The following is a 15916-nucleotide window of genomic DNA, read 5'->3' as shown; positions in this document are numbered from 1 at the left end:
TGGATTCTAATGAATTAGGGCTTGTTGGCACGCAGGCTGAGCCAATCGCGCTGGTAGGCAAAGCTGACGGCAAGCAACAGTATGCCGAGGCCGAGAAAGCTCAGGATGCGGTATCCCTGGCTCAGCTGGCGTGTGTCGACGAGAAAGACTTTGGCGATGCTCAGGGTGAGGAGGGCCAACGCCTGCCAGCGAAGAAAGGCTGACTTTTTCCAGAAACCTACGCCGAGCAAGGCTGCTCCGAAGACCATGGCCCAGGCTGAGTAGGTGAACTGTTCGTAGATGTAGAGATCGCCCCGGTGAACGGCGGTCTGCACCACCCAAAAGGAGTGGATTTCCAGGCAGACAGCGATCATGGCGAGCACGCTTGCGGCAATCCCAGCTCCGATTGCAATAGGCTTCCATTCCTGAGGGGAATGCAGCGCGATCCAGGCTGAGAAAGCGAAGACGACGATGGCAACGAGGTAGGTGGCGAATCGCCCGTTGAAGAGGACGGGTTGGCCGCCGCCGAGATGAATCACGTTCACGCCGACAAAGGCCAGGGCGAGCACTGAAACTGCCAGGAAGCGCAATTCTCTGTGATTTTGTTGCCTCGCCATCCAAATGAGCGCTGCGCCTTCGAGCAGCCATCCGATGGCAATGTAGAGCCCGTTGAGTTCCAAAGGAATAGCAGCAGTAAAGAAGATGACGCTGATGGCCAGATAGACCGCGGGCAATGCCATGGGCGTGCCGCTCAATTGGTGCAGGCGCGAAATGCGCAGCATGATCAGATAAAAAGCGGCCAGCGGCAAGGCGATCCACGGTCGGGCGTGGGTTCTGCCCGGCTCACTGAGTAGCGCATAGAACTCAAAGAACGCGAGTGCGGCATTCAGCAGGGGCAGAACGATTAGAACGACGTTGTCCTGAACGGTGAGATGTCTCGTTTGCGTTGCCAGGCGCAGATTGCGCAAGAGCTGCGGCGCAATGGCGAAGAGCAGGAAGAAAGCGACGAGAAAGAAAGCGGCCAGGGCGAACTGCCGGTCGGAGTAATAACTGATATACCACGCAATCGCATAAAAACTCGTTCCTATAAAGGCTGCGAGCAGCAGGCGCGCCCAAGGCCGCAGCGCAATCATGATAATCGCAGCTATGTCGAGCAGCAGAAGATAGCTGAAGAGTTCCAGCGCATGATTCTGCCCATTTGAAAGCAGGAGCGGGGTGATGAAGCCTCCGATGGCCGCGTAGAAGGCGAGCACTTCGGAGTTCTGCATCCAGCACAGAATGGCGTTGGAAGCTGTGACCAGCACCATTGCGAGCAAGGCAACAGTACCGGGCACAAGATGGAAGACCGCATAGGCGGCCCACAACGATAGATACAGAATGCCTGTTCCGAGCGCCTTGAGAGAGTAGGAAAAGGCGCGGTATCCCTGACTCCGAAAGCGCTCGGACCAGGCAATGATTCCGACACCGGCAATCATGCCGATGAGTACGCGGGCCGCAGGGCCGATCCACTGGTTATCGATGGCGAACTTGAGGAACCATGCCATGCCGATGAGCAATGCGATGATTCCGATGCGATTGAAGAGTTGGGAACCGATGCGCGTTTCGAGGGATCTTGCCTGGACTTTGGCGGCAGGTCGCGGCGTCGCGACTACAGCTTCGGGCGGAGGGGCGGGAATGTTGCGCGGCTGCGGTGCGGCATTTGCCTGCGCCGCCTGCTCCAGACGCCAGACTCTTGCAGTGAGCTCGGCTACCTGTTTCTGCAAGTCTTCAAAGTTGTTACTCATTCCCGTTCAATGTACAGGGAGCGCAAAAAAAATGGGAGCCGACCTGCTGCTCCCATGAAAAGCGATTTGCAACCTTAGTAAGTCAGCTTTAGGCCGAACTGGATGATGCGTGGCTGGAAGGTGCTGGTGATCACTCCATTGCTGCTAGGAGTGCCGCCTGTGATTGCGCTGACGGGGACAGTTGCTCCCGGCGCAAATGCAGAGCTGGCTGTACCGAGCGTTCCACCGAGGCCGCTGCTCGGCAGGTAGTAATTGCTGTGGTTAAAGAAGTTGTAGAACTCGGAGCGGAATTCGAGCTTCATGCTCTCAACGGGCAGGTTGAATTTCTTGTTCAGCGCGAGGTCTGTCTGGTAGAAGGCCGGAGTGCGTCCCGGGTTACGCGAGGAATTGCCGAAGGGGCTGAGCAGGTTTCCGGCTGCGTCCTTGGTTGGCGGCAAGACAAACGCGGCATAGTTGACGTACTGGACGTATCCGGTGCCGGGCAGCTTCGTTTTCTTGATCAGAGGCTGACCGGGAACACGGTCCGGGCGGTAGAGGTTGGCTCCGCGATAGCTGGCTGTGATTTGCTGCGAGACCTGATTAGCCGCGCTGGGCGAATAGGTGATGTTAAACGGCGTGCCAGCCTGCATGGTGTTGATGCCGCTGACCTGCCAGCCACCAAGAACCGCGTCGACGAATCCGTTGGTGTTGGAAAGATAGGCGCGGCCGTGACCGAAGGGCAGCTCATAGACCAGGCTGGTGACGTTCGCAATGGGCAGGTTGTAGTCCGATTGCGAATAGTCGGCGCTGATGTTGTTGCCATCCTGCGGCGACGGTGTGTTGCCTTCGAGCGAAGCGCTGGCGTTGTCGAGCGAGTGCTGCCAGGTGAATGAGTTCAGGAGCGTCAACCCGCCGACGAAGCGCTGCTCATAGCGGGCCTGCAGTGAATCATAGTGCGAGTAAAAGGCGTTGACCGCAGCGGTGATGTCCGACGGCCATTGGCTGAAGGGACGGGCGAACCCAGCATTGGGGTTCTTCTGGTTGGCGTTGAGGAAGCCCTGCAGCTTTACGCCGTGATTGCCGACATAGGCAACGTCGAAGACGATATTCTTTGCGAGCTGGCGCTGCACGCTCAGGAAGTAGCTCTCGACGTAGCTGTCCTTGGTGTCTTTGGGGATGTAGGTGATGTTGTCGGTCGCCTTGTTGAAGACTGTCAGCGAGGCGGGGAAACCGCGATCGATGGTAACGAAGCAATTCGTAGCCGGCGCACCGACTGGGCACTGAGAAGCAGCCGATGGCGCCACTGCCTGCGATCCGACCGAAGCAAACTGCGCTTGCGGAGCGTTGATGCCGAGGATGTCACCGGAGCCGGCGCGGGTGTAGTGGACGAAGCTCATGCCGAAGCCGCCATGAACGACTGTCTTGTCATCGAGCGAATAAGCGAAGCCGATACGCGGTCCGAAGTCGGTGAGGTCGGGATTGACGAGGGTGCTGCCGTAGACTCCGCTGCCGTGGACGGGCGTGATGCCATTGCCCGCAACTGCGCCGGGCGTGAGGGTGAGCACCGTCTGGGAGACAGGGTCGAAGTTCGAGATGTTGTTATTTTCCTCGGAGTAGGGCGAGCCGTATTCCCAGCGCAGGCCGTAGTTGAGGGTGAATTTCGGAGTGATTCTCCAGTCGTCCTGCGCGTAGACGTTGTCCATCGTGGAGCGCAGATGAGCGACGTAGTAATTTGCCAAGGCGTACGAGGATGGCATGCCGAAGAGGAAGTCGGCCCAGTAGTTGTCGGCAACCGGTGATCCGGTGGTCGTGTTGGTGTAATCGGAGGTGAAGCCGAACGATCCGTAGAGAGGGTTGTTGTCGTTGACTGCCATCCAGATGTGTTCGTATTCGTAACCGAACTTCAGCGAGTGCTGGCCCTTCACCCAGGTGAAGTTGACTTTGGGATCGAGCAAAGCCGGGTCCTGCCACTGCGGATTCGTGCTCTGGCGGCCGAAGGCGCTGAAGTTGGTAATGCCGATGGATGGCAAGCCGCCGGCTACGATCGGGTTGGAAGGCAGGCCGGGAATGGTAATGGAGTTGTTCCCGATGGAGAGCGTGAATTTACCGGCCTTGGTGCGCGAGAGGCCGAGGCGGGCATCGAGAACTTTGTTCGCGCCGAAGAGATGGGTGTAGCCGAGCGCTACCTGCTGATCGAGCACTCGAATTGTGCCGTTTGTCTGGCCGTCGAGGGGCAGCGGGATGGCCGGATAGTTGACGCCAGTCTCTTTGCGATCGCTGACGCGGAGAAACCATGAGCTGGTCGCATTCTGTTGCCAGTCAAGGCGCAGATCACCCTTGTCGGAGTTATCGGTGAACGGGACGAGGAGCGAGTAGTCGTTCGAAGCAAGGCCGGTCGTGGACGAACCGGCAATGGGAAGCGGGATCTGGCGGAAGAAGTTGACGACCTGCAGTGATGTTGGATTGAAGGCGCCGTCCGGAATACGCTGACCGGCGGCATAAGTCTGTCCAGTGATCGGGTTCTTGACTGGGACGACGAGGGTGCCGTTCAGCTCGTTCTGAGTGGGCAGGGTGAAGACGCCGAGAGGCTTCAGCGTCTGGCGGAATCCTTCGTAGTCGAGGAAGAAGAAGAGCTTGTTCTTGAGGATTGGGCCACCGAAGTTCATACCGAACTGGTTGCGGTTGAAAGTCGGCTTCTGAAACGGGACAGGGCCCAGAGTGCCGGTGAGAGTGGGCTTGAAGAAGCCGGCCGCGTTCAGATCGGTGTTGCGGATGAACTCGTACAACATGGCATGGAAATTGTTCGTGCCGGATTGCGAGGCGACGTTGATGGTAGCGCCCGATGAGCGTCCATATTCGGCGTTCTCGTTATTGGTGACGATCTGCCATTGGGAAACGGAATCCGGGGGAACAGCGATGATCTGGTTGTCGAAGCCCTGGTTGCTCTCGCCGTAAGCGTTGTTGTCCATGCCGTCGAGGAGGAAGTTGTTGAACATGCTGCGCTGGCCGTTGATGTTGTAAGCACCGGCACGGACGAGGCTGTTGACAGAACTGGTCATTGCAGCGGTCGGCGCCTGGCGGGATCCGGTGACCAGGGCGAGAAAGTCAGAATAGTTGCGGCTCACAAGCGGCATAGCCGTACTCTGATACTGCGTGATGATCTGGCCGCGCTGGCTGGATTCGGTTTCAAGCTGCAACTGGACGTTGTTGACCTCAACCGTCTCTTGCGCCTGACCGATTTCCAATGTGAGGTCGATGCGCTGGCGAGTGCCGACGGACAACGCAACATTGTCGGCTACGGCGGTGTTAAAACCTGTCATGGATGCGGTCACATGATAGGTGCCGACACGCAGAGAGGGTATTTCCCAGTTACCGTTGCTGTCAGAGATGACCTTGTTTTCGATTCCTGTAGCCTTATTGGTTACAATTACCGATGCTCCGGTAACGCTGGCTCCGCTGGAATCACGAATGGTTCCCACCAGACTTCCGTTTTCATATTGGGCCCTGGCAGACGCAGCAAACGCAGACACAACAAGGCACACGTAGAGAATACGCAAAACAGCAGTTTTGTATGTTCGCATTAGCCAGAAGATAACGGCTGACCAATAATATTCATTGAATAAGTCGTAAACGCAGGATGAAGATGAAGGCGCGAGGTATCGAAAGTATTACGTCCCTTGGTAACAATGCGGGAGATATCAATCGCATTCTTTAGCAGTAATCAGGCTGTTTAACAGATAAGATAGTGAGAGACATGGCATCCCCCCACATCAGCAAGACCATGACTATTCGTGTACTGGTTGCTGATCAGCATCCAGTCATTCGCATCGGCGTTGAAAACCTTCTGCATACACAAGCAGGAATCGAAGTTGTCGGAGAGGCAGGGGACGGCGACCAGGCGGTCTCCCGGACGCGCGAACTCTCTCCTGACATTTTGCTGCTCGCGCTCAATCTGCCTGGCCTTGAGACAATGCGCGAGATTGTGAACAACTCACCGGAAACCCGGACGATCCTGCTGACGAATTCAATTTCAAGGCAGGAAATTATGAAGGCGGTGCAACTTTGCGCCTCCGGCCTGGTGCTGAAAGATGCGCTGATAGACAACCTCACGGCTGCGATTCGCGCTGTGTTTGCGGGCAAGTGCTGGATCGGTGACCATCGCGCATCGAGCCTGGCGGACGCGTTGCCGGCTGCGGTAAAAGAAGAACCTCCACCGGCGAAAAAGAATAATGGATTGACGCCTCGTGAAATGGAGGTTGTACGTTGCGTTGTGAAGGGCTCCAGCAATCGCGATATCGCAACACATTTCCAACTCAGTGAAGAGACAGTGAAGAGGCACCTCTCAAATATTTTCGAAAAGACCGGCGTCTCCACGAGATTGGAGCTAGCCCTGTTTGCGATCGAGCACCAATTGGTTGCCTCTGACTCTTAATTTTCTTCAGGAGTTTTTCTCGTTTCTCTTCCTTTTCGCGGCCACCCCACGCCTCTCCCCTGGCATCCATTGCTATTGCTATGCAGCGCATGGAGCAGTTTCCCATTGCTCTCATCCTTCTTAATTGCTAGTTGCGAATTAAGGCATCAGCCAGGAGAGACCAAAATAATATGAAACAGAGAGCGTTACTTTTTCTCCTCATTTCTGCGTTGTGCAGTGGAGCGTTAGCGCAAGAGGCGAATCCTACGGCAACTCAACAGTGGCCGCAGGACCAGCAGAAACAATACCCACAACCGGAAATGCGCGATGGGGTTCCGGTCTACAAAGTTCAGGTAGTAGGCCGCGATATACCCGCGGTGAATTATTTTCATCGCAGCGGGAGCACGAAGATCGCATTTCAGGGCACGAGCCTGTTGCCCGAAGCAAAAGGTTCTGCTGTGGTTGAGAGCCGTCGCGGACGACTCGTCATCAACGCGAAGTTTGAAGGCCTTCGTCCGGCAAACAGCTTCGGCGTTGAATATCTGACGTATGTCCTCTGGGCCATTACTCCGGAAGGGCGCCCAAGCAACCTCGGCGAGATTCTGCCGCAGGGATCGAAGAATGAGATTGAAGTAACGACTCCGCTGCAGGCGTTTGGCCTGATCATCACGGCAGAGCCCTACTATGCGGTCACCATGCCGAGCGACGTTGTCGTGATGCAGAACTTTGTTCTCAACGATAAAACCCAGGGCATTATTGAACAGGTAAATGCACATTACTCTCTGCTTCCGCGCGGAGCCTATACGCAGACCGCGGGCCAGCATGCGGTGCTGAATCCCATTACGCGCAATGAAGCGTGGCCGCTGGAACTTTATGAAGCGATCAATGCGGTGCAGATCGCCGAGGCGTCGGGCGCGGACAAATATGCTTCGGATACGCTTGCCACAGCCAAGCAAAGTCTGCAGAATGCACAGGATCTGGAGGATCACAAGAGCCGCCAGAAAGAGCTGATTACTTACGCGCGCGCCGCTGTGCAAACAGCGGAAGATGCTCGCATCATGACGATCCGCAAGAAACGGGCTGAAGATGAAGCTAATACGAAGCAGCAGGCCCAGGACGCGCAGTTAGCCGCGGCACAGGCGCAAGCGGCAGCGGACCAGCAGGCGGCAGAACGCGCACGCGCGGAAGCACGGGCCGCCGAAGCCGAAGCGCAGGCTGCCCACGCCCATCAACAGACCCAACAGGCAAACGATCAGACGGAGCAGATACGCGAACGCCTGAAGGCGCAGTTGAACCAGGTGCTGGCAACGCGTGAGTCGGCGCGCGGCCTCATCGTCAACATGTCTGACGTGCTATTCGACTTCAACAAGTACACGCTGAAACCTGAAGCGCGCGAGAAGCTCGCGAAAGTTTCCGGCATTCTGCTGGCGTATCCCGGCCTGACGTTGCAGGTGGAAGGCTACACCGATAACATCGGGTCCGACGAATACAACCAGAAGCTCTCAGAAGAGCGTGCCGATGTAGTACGCGACTACCTTGTAAGCCAGGGAGTTGCACAAACAGGGCTCACCGCGACGGGATACGGCAAAAACGATCCAATTGCGGATAATTCCACCAATGATGGTCGCGCGCAAAACCGCCGCGTTCAGATGGTGGTTTCCGGCAGCTCGATTGGCGTCCAGGAGCAGCCTCCCAGCTCGCCAGGCAATGCTGCTTTACCAGCAACGAACAATCCGCCGACAGCACAGAACAGCGGAGTTTCCAACCCTCCAGAACAACAATAAGAGTCTTAAACCGTCCGAATGAGGCTGCTGGAAACGGCAGCCTTTTTTTGTCTCCACCAAGAAGCCAAATCACTGCGTCAGCTCCCCATGCCAAATGCGGAATGCTCAACGTACAGATGACTTTAGGTGTTCCGCATCCACTCCCCGGTGTGTTAAGCGCGGGGAGAACCCTCGCTCGCTGGAAGAACACCGAGCGGAGTTGAGTGTGTAGAGGTATGAGACACAAGTGTACTGTGCGCGAAGCCGGAGCTGGACTGAATCAGCACTTTTCCAAAAACTGGCTGGGAGTGAGAATTGGAATCCCGCGAAAAGGGTGAAGTACAAGCAGGTCTGCGTCGCCAGTGATGATATGAGTTGCTCGGCCAGTGACTGCGAGCGAAAGAAATTTGTTGTCTTTCGGGTCACGGCAAACCGATATCGGTGAAAGATTATCAATCCACTGCGCTTCATGGGTCAAAGCTGCAAGAAGGCGCGGGATGTCTTGCGCATCAATGTAGCGGCGAAATCGTTGGCGACTTAGCACGTCATACAACTCTCGAAGCGTTTCGGAGGAAAGAAGGATTTCCCCTTGTACGTGTGCCATGTCCACCGCAAGACGCGGCTTTGATTCCGGGGACAGCAAGGCGCTCACAAAAACGTTTGTATCGAAGACGCAGCGCAATTACGCGCCTTTCAGGAGGGCTTCGAGTATTTCGGGGGTAAGACCACGCTCCTGCGCTTTGCGCCCTGTCTCATCGAGCACCTGCTGCAAGGATGGAATCTCTCCACTCGTAAGCTCTTGAAGCCACAGACTGAGCAAAGCCTGCATCTTGCGCTTTTCTTCGGCGCGAGCTGCGTTATAGGCCCGCGCTGTTTGCGGGTCGAGATGGATCGTGATGGTGCTGCGGCTCGGCATAAGCAGTCTCTTCATCCATTGTAGGGCATCGCGGAAAGTTGAGTCGGGCGATGTCATTGAATTTTATCGACTTCTAGATAACGCGAATATGCAAATGGGACCAAATACGAGAGCTACACCGCGACGAGATTTGGTTTCATCGTTTCAGCAAAAAGCAAATCTCGTCGAGATGCGTCATCATCTAACGAGACAACAATGCGAATCACATTTCTTTGCACAGGTCAGATGGGTTCGGCAATCGCAAGCCTTCTCATTAAGAGTGGACACTCCCTCACAGTCTGGAATCGAACAAAATCCAGTTTGCAGCCACTATTGCAACAAGGCGCAACGGCTGCATCCAGTCCTGCTGAAGCAGCAAAGGCAAGTGAAATCGTCTTCACCATGCCGATGGATGACGCGGCGCTGGAAGAGATCGTGTTTGGCCGTGACGGCCTGCTCGAAGGATTGCCGGAGAACGCAGTGCACGTCTCATTGAGCACGATCAGCGTGCAGCTTTCGCAGAAACTCACTGTAGAACATGCGACGCGAAAACAGAATTTCGTCGCAGCGCCTGTCTTCGGGCGACCCAATGTTGCTGCCGAGGGCAAACTCTGGATCGTGGCTGCAGGCAAACCGGATGCAGTGGATCGAGTGAAGCCGCTGCTTGAGTCGTTCAGCCGGGGTATCACGGTGGTTGGAGATAAGCCTTACAAGGCTCATGCGTTGAAGATTGGCGGCAACTTTCTGATCACCGCAATGATTGCCTCTCTCAGCGAGGGCTTTGTCTATGCTGAATCGCAGAGCATCGATCCGGCGCTTTACATTGAAGCGGTCAACGCCGCACTGTTTCAGTCTCAATTTTACGCGGCGTATTCCAAGGTGATGCTGCATCCACCTGAAACTCCCGGCGCAACGATTGCCATTGGACAGAAGGACACACGCCTCTTTCGTGACGCCGCGGCAGCGACGAATACGCAAACCCCGCTTGCAGATCACTTTCAGGATCAGCTGCAACGAGCGAGCGAGGCAGGCTTGCGCGACCGCGACTGGGCTGCTGGATATTACCAGTTTGTCCGCAGCATTTCTCACCGCAGGACGTAGCTTGGCGTTACAACCGCGGTCTAACGGACGCGTCGCGCTCTTTCCTGCGTATGGCTATCTCTTCTAAAGTAACCGTGGGAGTTACGGGATTAAAGCGAGACGTGCCTCAATCTCCGTTAGAGCAGCTTCGAGAGCGGCCCGGCGAACTGGACTGGACGTGCGCTCATCGAGAATTCGCTCGCGCTGCAATTCCAGTTCCTGGCGCTGACGCTTGCGCGCCGCCTCTGCCGCAGCATTTGGTTTAGCGATTATGTGCTCCGGCTCTGCCTGCTTCTCTGCCACTTGTTCCTCCACGGACTTACTTTCCCATCCTCTGGCCATAGTTCTATGGTATCGCTACACCACCGCATCTGGGAGGATGAATCGCACATCTAACAGTTGAATTTACGTTACGCGGGGTGGAGAAATTCATGAGACTGTGGCGAATTCCTGCATTTGGCATTGACAAGCTGGAACTTATCGAGGCGCCTCAACCTAAACCAGGAGCGGGCGAAGTGTTAGTGAAGGTACGGGCCGTTTCGTTGAATTATCGCGATCTGATGGTCACGCTCGGTCATTACAATCCCAAGATGTCTCTGCCGCGAGTTCCTGTGTCTGATGGCGCAGGAGAAGTTGTCGCAATTGGAGAAGGCGTAACCACGGTGAAAACGGGCCAACGTGTTGCCGCCATCTTTATGCAGAACTGGCTGGACGGCGCGCCGACAGCGCAAAAGCAAAAGCGTGCGCTCGGCGGCGATGTCGACGGCATGCTGTCTGAATATGTCGTGTTGCACGAGAACGGCGTCGTGCCTGTTCCCGATCACTTGACCTGGGAGGAGGGAGCGACGCTGCCGTGCGCTGGCGTGACCGCATGGAATGCGGTCGTGAATGCGGGCAGAGTCAAGGCCGGCGATGTAGTCGTGATCCAGGGCACCGGCGGCGTTTCTATTTTTGCTCTGCAATTTGCCAAGGCGCTCGGTGCGCGCGTGCTGGGAACATCAAGCAGCGATGAAAAGCTTCATCGCGCCGAAAAATTTGGCCTCGACGCAGGAGTGAATTATAAGCACACGTCCGATTGGGCCAAGTGGGTGCTCGACAAGACGAATGGCGAAGGGGCTGATTTAGTTGTTGAAGTCGGTGGAGCGGGGACATTCACACCATCGCTCAAAGCGGTTCGCATTGGCGGAACAGTGGCGCAAATCGGCGTGCTGAGCCAGACGAGCGAAGCAGTGAACGTTGTGCCGATCCTTCACAAGCAGGTTCATGTGCAAGGAATTTATGTAGGATCGCGCGCTCATTTTCTCGAAATGAATCGCGCTATCGAGCAAATGAAGCTGAAACCCATTGTGGATGAAGTATTTAGCTTCGATCAGGCGCCAGAGGCATTGCGCCGCATGGAGTCAGCGACGCATTTCGGTAAGCTGGTAATCCGCGTCGCCTGATTACTTTTACAGTCTTTTCACATTACCATTTTTTAAAAATGCCCAATTGCATCATTTCTGAAGCAGGCGCATCTTAGTAGCGTACAGAACGCTGGGTGAAACGGGATTTTTACACGCTTCACCATGACACTGAGAGAGGCCTTGGGATGAATATTCTGCGTGCGCTTTTTGATTTTCTGTACGGGATTCTGCTTGGTTGCCGTCACGATCACCAGACGCGACCTTTCACCATAGAACAACAGACGTATAAGGTTTGTCTTGATTGTGGAAAGCATGTCTTTTATTCTGCTGACACCATGCGGCCACTGAGTGGGCGCGAATTACGGCGTATGAACGCAGTGCAATCGGGTGAGTTGAAGGTTGTGCCGGTTTCCGGTGCAACGGCTTCGCTCAAGAACGACGGCGAATCCAGGGCGGTCGCTTAAGCCTGGCGTCGGTACACCGCGATTCTCGTCGTGACAAAGTGGGGTGTTGGACTGTCTAATAGATTTTGACTACTCCCCCCTTTGCGAATGTTCAACTCCTGCAAATGCCGAGTCTATGTTGCGTGCGCATCGCTCCTGATGCTCGCGGCTGGTTGCGGGACGATTCCGGTAACGAGCGGCGGTGGGTTTGCCATCTCTTCTGCTGCGGCGACAGTTGCGACGACTGGACAGCTGCGTCTCAGCGCCACGATGCCAGATGGCGCATCAGCGGCGGTGAACTGGTCAGTTAGCACCGCGCATAATGGGACTCCGCTGGGCGCGGGATCGATCGATGCCACGGGACTGTATACGCCTCCCAATGCACTTTCCGCAGACAGCGTCCCCGTTGAAGTAACGGCGCATCTGCAAAGCGATCCTTCGCGAACCGCAAGCGAGACGATCACGGTAACGCCGGGATTTCTTCAGCCGCTGCTGCCGGAAAACGCTGCGCTCTCGCCGGGTGGAACATTGGAGGTTTCAGCGCAGATTGCCGAGGTCGACGCCGGCACGGTGCGCTGGAGCCTGAGTGACGGCACGATGGGAACGCTGAGCCAGCCGAACTGTCAGCACGGAAAGCAGCAGTACACCGTATGCAAGATGAGCTACACCGCGCCGAGCACGTTCTCGGGATCGCAGTCGGTACACATCACTGCAAGTGTGAATGATACGAATACGCGAACAACGCTGCATGTGCTTCTGAATACTGCGGGAGTCAACTCAAGCGCCCTGATCAATCAGGCGGCGCAAAACGGGTTGATCGCGCTGGGAGCTTCGGGCAGCAATGACGGCGATTACGATGTCTATAAGGATTCCGCGGGCAACAGCTACATCGCCGATTGCTGCGGTGGAACGCTCGGCGCGCTGGTAGAAGACACGGAGCACAGTCAATTCATCCTCAGCAACAATCACGTTCTGGCTGAATCTGATCAGGGGAGAATTGGCGACTCCATTGATCAACCCGGCCTGATTGACGATGCTTGCCGTCCTCTCAGCCAGGAAGGTTCGACGGTTCGGCCAATTGGCACGCTGCGTTATTTCGTGCCGCTTGCGACCAATGAATCGAATGTCGATGCCGCGCTCGCCGCGGTGACACCGGGCGCTATCAATTCTGACGGCAGCATTCTGCAGCTTGGGCAGACTGGAGGTGGAATCGGCGCATCTTTGAATGCTGCTCCTCCTGTCTCCGGCAACGGAGAGACCTTGAATGCGGAGAACCTTGATGGATTGCGCGTGGTTAAGAGCGGCCGCACCACGGGACTGACCTGCTCTACGGTGGAGAGCGTAAATCTCGCGGTAAAAGTTGACTACTACAAGGATTGTGCCGAGACCCAGCCTTATTACACCAAGACATTCACAGGGCAGATCGGCATTGGCGGCGACAGCTTTTCCGATAGCGGCGATTCGGGCTCGCTCGTTCTTGATGCGGCCAATGCTCAACCGGTTGGACTTTTCTACGCTGGAGGGACGGACGGGAATGGCAACGGATTGAGCATCGCCAATCCTATCGGCGATGTGCTGACCGAGCTGGGAAATCAGACTGGATCGAAGCTGAGCATCGTAGGCAGCAAAACCGGACATCCGATTACGTGCCTGAACTACGACAAAAATGCAGAGACTGCGGCTGCGCTCCCTGAACTTTCGCAAACTGCAGACGCGCAGGCAAAGAACGCGGCACAGAATGCGGCTGCGGAAATTGTGAACCACGAGAAAGGCGTTCTCGGCGTTGTAGCCGGAAAGAGCGCGGACAGTCCTGGGGAGGCCGCTGTAGCCGTCTACGTTGACAAGACACGACCAAACACGATGGTCCCGCAAACCATCGCCGGGGTGCGCACTGCGGTCATCCTGACGGATGCGCAAAGCATCGCGAACGGCAGCGCTCCGAAGCTTCCCGCCTATACTGCCGGGATACAGCTTTCATCGACAGCGCTCAGCAATGCGGCTGCAATTGCACGCGCATACGCTCCGCAATTCCTCGCCGATCCGGCGATCTTTGGGGTGGGCGTGACCCAGAGCCGGGACAATCCTCAGGAAGCAGCTCTGCTGGTTTTGGTCGATCTGAACAAAGTGGCGAAGGCGATGCCCGCGACCGTGGACGGCCTGCGCGTGCGTTACATGCAATTGCATCGCTTCCATGTCACGAAGTCGAAGTATGCGGGTGCGCGACCGATATCAAGTTGTGCCCTGCAATCGATGAAGCCGGTCGTGCTGCACTAGACGCTTTGCGAGTTTGCCTGCAGGCTCTCCTCCGGCACTTCTTCTCCGCGCACCAAAGGAAAGAAGAGCATGAAGACAGTTCCCGAACGAAAATCTCCATTGCTCTGACCATCCACGCTTGCGCGACTACGAATACGAACAGTACCGTGATGCTTGCGCACAATCTCAGCGCTTACCCATAGTCCCAAGCCGGTACCGGTCGCTTCCTTTGTGGTGAAAAACGGCTCAAAGATCCGACCACGTACCTCGTCTGTCATCCCGCAGCCTGTGTCCATGACAGAGACGCGGACACCCTCGATATCCGAGTCGCGCCAGGAACGCGAACGCCGCACACTGAGTACCAACTGTCCCGGGCCAGGCATCATGGCATCGAGAGCATTCCCAATCAAGTTCGCAAAAAGCTGCCGCACCTCGCCTGCGAAACAGAAGAGGTCGACTTCCGGCTCATAGAAGCGCCGAACTTCGACTTGAAGTGAGTTCACACGCCCTTGATGCAAGGTCAGCACGGAATCCATCAACTCGCTGACTTTTGCGGTAACGGGCAATGTAGATTGACGGTAAAAGCGCAGCGTCTGCTGGGTAATCTCAGATACGCGAGCTACTTCATGCTGAGCCAGTTCGACGTAGCGCAGGGTATCAACCGAGAGCGAGTCCTGCAGGCGAATCAGATAAAGAAGATTCGTGACTGCCTCCAGAGGATTGTTGATCTCATGCGCAATCGAAGCCGCTAGACGTCCTGTGGCGACCAGCTTTTCGGTCTTGCGCAAGGCGTCTTCAGAATTGCGGCGCTGCGTGGTATCGACGATCACCGCTCCGACCCAGCGCACTGCATTCGAGCTCGTGCGAACGGGATAGATGTTCACCAGCCAGCTGCGCACGCGTCCGGGATGGTCTTCGAATTCTCCGGTGACTTCAAGATCCTGCACCGGTGCTCCTGTTTCAAAAACTGAATCAATCGCGTGCCGAATAGGACTGGCTGCCGATTCCGGAAAGATGTCAGAAACGGTGCGGCCAAGATGACGGCTGATCGAACTCTGGTTCATGCTGGCAAAGAACTGATTCACTCGCACGAAACGAAACTTGCGATCGAAGAATGCAAACCCGATCGGAGCGTTGGCCAGCATGGAATCCAGAAGAGCCAGCGTATCGTTCAACCCTGCGCGCTGCTCTTCGATGGAGGTGACCATCATGTTGAAGGCCATGGTGAGGTCGGCGGCTTCATTCGTCGAAGAAATCTGGAGCGGAAATGAGGATGTGTCCTCGGGGTCACGCACGATCTGCCGCGTGGCCTGCATAAGAACATTCAGCGGCTTTGTAATTGTGCGCGCCATGAATGTCGCCAGCAGCGTGCAGCCAAGTACGGCTACCACGGCGGAAAAAAGCGTGATGCGCAGCAATGAATGGAGCTGTAAACGGTCTGCGTCTTCATTGGGATAGATCCAGACCAGAGCTTCCAGCCTACCGTTCACCTTGACCGGTGCGACGATCTCCCGGACGTTATCCTTGAGCGTGAAGAGCGTGGGTTTATCAAGGCTGCGCAGATAGTTGCGCTCGACTGATGTCAGGCTCAGCGTTCCCTTCGTCGAAGGACCGGTACCGACCTGCGTGACGCCCTGAAGGTCGGTGATTTGTACACTCCCGATGCTGGGAAAATCCAGCATCGAGTTGACGAGGGTCTGAAGTGTTTCTGTCTTGTTCTCGGCAAGCAGTGCACCCGCGTGAAACGCCAGCTGGGATCCCTGGTACTCCAGGCGCCGGTCGACGCGCTGTTGCAGCTCTTTCTGTTGTTCACGAACAAGAAAGACGGCGAAGACAGCGAGCACCAGCAGCTCGAAGAGCACGAGGCTCGCAATCAACTGACCGCGGATTGTTCGAGGCCGGAATAAAGCCATAGTTCCAAGGGAC

General features: G+C 56.1%; 12 protein-coding genes. 6 read left to right on the top strand and 6 right to left on the bottom strand.

Annotated elements, in window-relative coordinates; all coding sequences use genetic code 11:
- Positions 1 to 14: 14 nt before the first annotated feature.
- Both H7849_RS00320 and H7849_RS00315 read right to left on the bottom strand, forming a co-directional pair.
- Positions 15 to 1763 (bottom strand): DUF2339 domain-containing protein, encoded by a 1749-nt coding sequence (locus tag H7849_RS00320; protein ID WP_186743468.1) that lies wholly within the window; start codon positions 1761 to 1763, stop codon positions 15 to 17.
- Between the two features lie 74 nt (positions 1764 to 1837).
- Positions 1838 to 5221, bottom strand: a complete 3384-nt coding sequence (locus tag H7849_RS00315; protein ID WP_251106510.1) for a TonB-dependent receptor — start codon at positions 5219 to 5221, stop codon at positions 1838 to 1840.
- Positions 5222 to 5523: 302 nt separating this feature from the next.
- Between H7849_RS00315 and H7849_RS00310 the strand changes: the two genes are divergently transcribed.
- Together H7849_RS00310 and H7849_RS00305 are read left to right on the top strand one after the other, a co-directional pair.
- On the top strand, positions 5524 to 6174 hold the full coding sequence (locus H7849_RS00310; protein ID WP_251106509.1) for a response regulator: 651 nt from the start codon (positions 5524 to 5526) through the stop codon (positions 6172 to 6174).
- 170 nt (positions 6175 to 6344) lie between these two features.
- Positions 6345 to 7937: an OmpA family protein gene (locus H7849_RS00305; protein WP_186743465.1), complete on the top strand. Its 1593-nt coding sequence runs from the start codon at positions 6345 to 6347 to the stop codon at positions 7935 to 7937.
- 259 nt (positions 7938 to 8196) lie between these two features.
- Here the strand turns inward: H7849_RS00305 and H7849_RS00300 are convergent, their stop codons facing one another.
- Entirely contained in the window at positions 8197 to 8598 is a 402-nt protein-coding gene (locus H7849_RS00300; RefSeq protein WP_186743464.1) for a putative toxin-antitoxin system toxin component, PIN family, read from the bottom strand.
- Complete coding sequence (locus H7849_RS00295; protein WP_186743463.1) at positions 8599 to 8832, bottom strand: hypothetical protein; 234 nt, start codon at positions 8830 to 8832, stop codon at positions 8599 to 8601. It abuts the gene before it with no gap.
- A gap of 195 nt (positions 8833 to 9027) precedes the next feature.
- Between H7849_RS00295 and H7849_RS00290 the strand changes: the two genes are divergently transcribed.
- Positions 9028 to 9912, top strand: coding sequence for an NAD(P)-dependent oxidoreductase (locus H7849_RS00290; protein WP_186743462.1), 885 nt, complete (start codon positions 9028 to 9030; stop codon positions 9910 to 9912).
- A gap of 81 nt (positions 9913 to 9993) precedes the next feature.
- On the opposite strand, the gene H7849_RS00285 is transcribed toward H7849_RS00290, so the two are convergent.
- Positions 9994 to 10194 carry a hypothetical protein gene (locus tag H7849_RS00285; protein ID WP_186747931.1) on the bottom strand — a complete coding sequence of 67 codons (201 nt, stop codon included), beginning with the start codon at positions 10192 to 10194 and terminating at the stop codon, positions 9994 to 9996.
- A gap of 128 nt (positions 10195 to 10322) precedes the next feature.
- On the opposite strand from H7849_RS00285, the gene H7849_RS00280 reads away from it, so the two are divergent.
- The 3 genes from H7849_RS00280 to H7849_RS00270 all read left to right on the top strand — a co-directional run bounded on the left by H7849_RS00280 (position 10323) and on the right by H7849_RS00270 (position 14011).
- On the top strand, positions 10323 to 11333 hold the full coding sequence (locus H7849_RS00280) for a zinc-dependent alcohol dehydrogenase family protein (RefSeq protein WP_186743461.1): 1011 nt from the start codon (positions 10323 to 10325) through the stop codon (positions 11331 to 11333).
- Positions 11334 to 11479: 146 nt separating this feature from the next.
- Entirely contained in the window at positions 11480 to 11758 is a 279-nt protein-coding gene (locus tag H7849_RS00275) for a hypothetical protein (RefSeq protein WP_186743460.1), read from the top strand.
- Between the two features lie 138 nt (positions 11759 to 11896).
- Complete coding sequence (locus H7849_RS00270) at positions 11897 to 14011, top strand: chymotrypsin family serine protease (protein ID WP_186743459.1); 2115 nt, start codon at positions 11897 to 11899, stop codon at positions 14009 to 14011.
- Here H7849_RS00270 and H7849_RS00265 read toward each other — a convergent pair.
- Entirely contained in the window at positions 14008 to 15903 is a 1896-nt protein-coding gene (locus H7849_RS00265; protein WP_186743458.1) for a sensor histidine kinase, read from the bottom strand. The genes H7849_RS00270 and H7849_RS00265 overlap by 4 nt on opposite strands.
- Positions 15904 to 15916 lie beyond the last annotated feature (13 nt).

The sequence above is a fragment of the Alloacidobacterium dinghuense genome (genome assembly GCF_014274465.1).
Lineage (GTDB): Bacteria > Acidobacteriota > Terriglobia > Terriglobales > Acidobacteriaceae > Alloacidobacterium > Alloacidobacterium dinghuense.
Note: the sequence above shows the minus strand (reverse complement) of the source record. Positions and strands in the feature narration are given on the sequence as shown.

What these genes read in the sequence shown, in the direction of transcription:
- H7849_RS00305 (WP_186743465.1), top strand. Translation starts at nt 6,345, where the DNA reads ATGAAACAGAGAGCGTTACTTTTTCTCCTCATTTCTGCGTTGTGCAGT.
- H7849_RS00320 (WP_186743468.1), bottom strand. Translation starts at nt 1,763, where the DNA reads ATGAGTAACAACTTTGAAGACTTGCAGAAACAGGTAGCCGAGCTCACT.
- H7849_RS00295 (WP_186743463.1), bottom strand. Translation starts at nt 8,832, where the DNA reads ATGCCGAGCCGCAGCACCATCACGATCCATCTCGACCCGCAAACAGCG.
- H7849_RS00280 (WP_186743461.1), top strand. Translation starts at nt 10,323, where the DNA reads ATGAGACTGTGGCGAATTCCTGCATTTGGCATTGACAAGCTGGAACTT.
- H7849_RS00275 (WP_186743460.1), top strand. Translation starts at nt 11,480, where the DNA reads ATGAATATTCTGCGTGCGCTTTTTGATTTTCTGTACGGGATTCTGCTT.
- H7849_RS00265 (WP_186743458.1), bottom strand. Translation starts at nt 15,903, where the DNA reads ATGGCTTTATTCCGGCCTCGAACAATCCGCGGTCAGTTGATTGCGAGC.
- H7849_RS00310 (WP_251106509.1), top strand. Translation starts at nt 5,524, where the DNA reads ATGACTATTCGTGTACTGGTTGCTGATCAGCATCCAGTCATTCGCATC.
- H7849_RS00270 (WP_186743459.1), top strand. Translation starts at nt 11,897, where the DNA reads ATGCTCGCGGCTGGTTGCGGGACGATTCCGGTAACGAGCGGCGGTGGG.
- H7849_RS00290 (WP_186743462.1), top strand. Translation starts at nt 9,028, where the DNA reads ATGCGAATCACATTTCTTTGCACAGGTCAGATGGGTTCGGCAATCGCA.